The 3,493-nt window shown below is 70.2% G+C and carries 3 protein-coding genes; all 3 read right to left on the bottom strand.

Translation table 11 applies throughout. The features are described 5' to 3' along the window. Nucleotides 1-50: 50 nt before the first annotated feature. Nucleotides 51-1,214, bottom strand: a complete 1,164-nt coding sequence (locus tag ACT6Y9_RS09560; RefSeq protein WP_443744353.1) for an ABC transporter permease — start codon at nucleotides 1,212-1,214, stop codon at nucleotides 51-53. After that, nucleotides 1,211-3,067, bottom strand: a complete 1,857-nt coding sequence (locus ACT6Y9_RS09555; protein WP_443744352.1) for an ATP-binding cassette domain-containing protein — start codon at nucleotides 3,065-3,067, stop codon at nucleotides 1,211-1,213. Before ACT6Y9_RS09555 ends, ACT6Y9_RS09560 begins: the two co-directional genes overlap by 4 nt. Then, nucleotides 3,067-3,493, bottom strand: a 427-nt coding sequence (locus tag ACT6Y9_RS09550) for an efflux RND transporter periplasmic adaptor subunit (protein ID WP_443744351.1), incomplete at its 5' end; no start/stop codon positions are given. The genes ACT6Y9_RS09550 and ACT6Y9_RS09555, both read right to left, overlap by 1 nt.

Here is a 3,493-nt window from a genome sequence, read left to right as displayed (position 1 = left end):
TCGCTAACCTCGCCCTGAAGGACGGGGCTTGCGCGAGGCCTATCTTTTGGTCACTCAAGGCGCTTCTTCGTCGCTGCGAGCGCGAGAAGCACAAAGCTCGCGGCGCAGGCGGCGAGCAGCGCGGCGTTCGAGAGCACGAGCCGCTCAGGGCCGCCTGAGAGGCAGAGGATCTTCACGGACTCGATCGCATAGGTGGGCGGCATCAGTCTCCCCACGACCGAGATGAAGGCGGGGACGCTGCGGAGGTCGAAGAGATAGCCCGAGAGCATCAACGACGGGAGGTAGCTGCCGATCACGGCGAGCTGGATCGCGACGAACTGGTTCTTGAGGAGCGCCGAGAGAAAGAGCCCGAAGGCGACGGCCCAGGCCGTGTAGGAGAGAAGCACCGCGGCGAGAAGAAGACCGGAGCCCCGGAGCGGCACCTCGAAGACGAGGGCCGCCGTCAGGACCGAGAGGAGCGCGAAGTTCGCGAGGAACTTCGAGAGCACGATCTCGAGCGGCGCGGCGGGCGTGATGCAGAGCGACTCCATCGTGCCGCGCTCCCACTCGCGCGCGATGACGATGGATCCGAGGAACCCCGCCGAGAGCGTGAGGACCACGATCGTGAGGCCGGGGACGAGGTACCAGGACGAGGCGTTCGCCTCATTAAACCAGGAGCGCGAAACGATCGAGATCGTGCCGGCGACGGGCGAAGGCGGAGCGGCCGCGGCGGCTGCGTCGTAGGGCGTCCCGAGTGTCTGCGGGAGGTCTTCGCGCAGCGCCGCCCCTTCAAGCATCAGTCCCGTCGCGGCCTTCACGTAGGTGCGGATGATCGACGCGGCGCTCGCGTCCACGCCGTGGATCGTGAGGCCGAGACGCGCGTCGCTCCGGGCGGCGGCTTCGGCGAACCCGGGCGGGATGTCGAGCACGGCGTCGATGCGGCGCTCCGAGAGGAGCGCTTCGGCCTCTTCGCGCGAACGCACGGTGGTGAGCTCGAAGTAGGGCGAGCCGCGGAGCTTCGCAATGAGGGCCTGCGCCGCGGGCGAGTCTTCGCCGAGCGCCGCGGCGACCCCCACGCGGTTGAGGTCCATCGAGAGCCCCCAGCCGAAGAGCAGGATCAGGATCACCGGGAGAAGCGTCCCCATGAAGAGGGAGGCCGGGTCGGCGCGCATCTGCGCGAACTCCTTGAAGAGAAGCGCGAGAAAGCGCCTCAGGCTTGGGGGTGCGGCGGTCATGAGGCGAATCCCTCCGCGTTGCGTCGGCGCGCATCGGTCACGATCCGCGCGAAGGCCTCCTCAACGCTCGCCGCCCCGGCGCGCCGGCGGACTTCGAGCGGGGTGCCGAGCGCGAGCACCCGGCCCGCGTCCTGGATGAGGAAGCGGTCGCAGTACTCGGCCTCCTCCATAAAGTGGGTGGTCACGACCACCGTCGTTCCCGCACGGGCGAGGTCGACGATCCGCCGCCAGAAGGCGCGGCGCGCGCAGACGTCCGCCCCTGAGGTCGCCTCGTCGAGAAAGAGGATCTCCGGGCGGTGGATGAGCGCGCAGGCGAGCGCGAGTTCACGCTTCGCGCCGAGCGGGAGTTCCCCCACGCGGGCGTCGAGCCGGCGCGCGAGCTCGCCGCCGGCCGTGAGCTCGTCGATGCGCTCGCGCAGGGCGCGCCCCGACACCCCGAAGCAGCCGCCGAAGTATTCGAGGTTTTCTCTTCCGGAGAGCTGCGCGTAGAGGGAAAACTTCTGCGCGACGTAGCCCACCTTCGCGCGCGCGGCGCTCCGCGCGGTTCTCAGATCCACGCCCGCGACCGAAATCCGCCCGCCCGACGGGGCGAGAAGACCGCAGAGCATGCGGAAGGTGGTGGTCTTTCCCGCCCCGTTGGGGCCGAGAAGTCCGAAGATCTCGCCGCGGCGCACGCGAAAGGAGGTGTCCGCGACCGCCGTGAAGGCGCCGAAGCGTCGGGAAATCCCCTCGGCGACGACGGCGTCCTGAATGTCCTGAGCGTTCAGAGGGTTCCCGGCCGTCCGGGTCGGTGCGGGCGGGTCGGTGCGCCGTGCGGGCGCGGCCGGCGCTGCGTGGACTGCTCGCGTCTCGGGAAAGGTGAGGGCGCAGTAGGCGTCTTCGAGCGTGGGCGCTCGGGGCTCCAGGTGCGCTTCCGGGGCGTCCGTGGCGAGGCGCGGGGGCGTCCCGCTCCGGGTATGGTCCGCCGCCGTGAGGAGGTCCACGTACTCGCCGTGAGGGACGGCGTCGAGCCACGGCGCGGCGGCGGGCGAATCGGACGCCGCGCGGACGTCGTGCATCAGGGCGCGCGCGAGTCGCGCTTCGTCGGCGTCCTTCAGGGCCCGGGCCCGCCAGCCGCGGCCGGCGGTGGTCTGCGCGAGCGCGTCGGGCGCGTCTTCGGCGAGAAGCCGCCCTTCGGAGAGGAGCATCGTGCGGTCGGTGCGCGCGGCCTCCTCGAGATAGGCCGTTGAAACCAGAACCGTCATGCCGGTGCGCGTGCGCATCGCCTCGAGAATCCGCCAGAGCTCGCGCCGCGAGAGGGGATCCACCCCAACGGTGGGTTCGTCGAGCAGCAGAAGCTTCGGCTCCGAGAGGAGCGAACACGAGAGCCCGAGCTTCTGCTTCATGCCACCGGAGAGCTTTCCGGCCTCGCGTCCCTCGAACCCCTTGAGCCCGGAGAGCGTCATCAGGTCGCGAAAGCGCGTTTCAAGGGCCGCGCCTTCGACGCCTCGGAGCGCTCCGAAGATTTTGAAGTTCTCCCAGACGGTGAGCTCCTCATAGAGCCCGAAGCGCTGCGGCATGAATCCGAGCGTCGCGACGAATTCCGGGTCGTTCGTGTCGGGCCGCCGGCCGAAGAGCCGCACCTCGCCCGCGTCGGGGGTGAGGATTCCGGCGAGAAGCCTCAGGAGCGTGGTCTTTCCCGCACCGTCCGGGCCGATGAGGCTCACGATCGTGCCTGGGGTCTCAATGCGGAAGGTGAGGCCCGCAACGGCGTCGAAGGGCCGGCCGTCCGGACCCCGGAAGCTTCTGCGGAGTCCTTCGACCGAGATCGGAGGGGCGGCGTGGGGCGTCATGGCTTGGAAGCCCTTCGGCATCAGGGGAGGAAGTCCACGGTGACGGGTTGCCCGAGGCGCAGACGATTCTCAGGGTCCGCGAGCTCGAGGCGCACTTCGTAGACGAGCGCGGCGCGCAGCTCCGCCGTCTGCACGGTCTTGGGCGTGAATTCCGCGGTGCTCGAGATCCAGCTCACGCGCGCCGTGAGGGGCTCCGTCGTGTCGGTGGAGATGCGGGCGGGTGCTCCTTCCTTCACGAGCCCCAACTGCCGCTCCGTCACCCAGGCGCGCACCCACTTGGGCGAGACGATCGAGAGCTGATAGACGGTGCGGGAGGGTCCCGCCATGTCGCCGGGTTCGGCGAGCCGCGTGCGCACGATCCCCGAGACGGGCGCCGTGAGCGTCGAAGCGGTGCCGATCTGGTGGCCGAGGGCGGCGACGGCCGCCTCCGCGGCGGCTGCGGCCGCT

It is taken from the genome of Sutterella sp., assembly GCF_052272535.1.
Taxonomy (GTDB): domain Bacteria; phylum Pseudomonadota; class Gammaproteobacteria; order Burkholderiales; family Burkholderiaceae_F; genus Sutterella.
Note: the sequence above shows the minus strand (reverse complement) of the source record. Positions and strands in the feature narration are given on the sequence as shown.

Bases quoted from the DNA above. Each gene is read 5' to 3' on its own strand.
- ACT6Y9_RS09555 (WP_443744352.1), bottom strand. From the start codon at position 3,067: ATGCCGAAGGGCTTCCAAGCCATGACGCCCCACGCCGCCCCTCCGATC.
- ACT6Y9_RS09560 (WP_443744353.1), bottom strand. From the start codon at position 1,214: ATGACCGCCGCACCCCCAAGCCTGAGGCGCTTTCTCGCGCTTCTCTTC.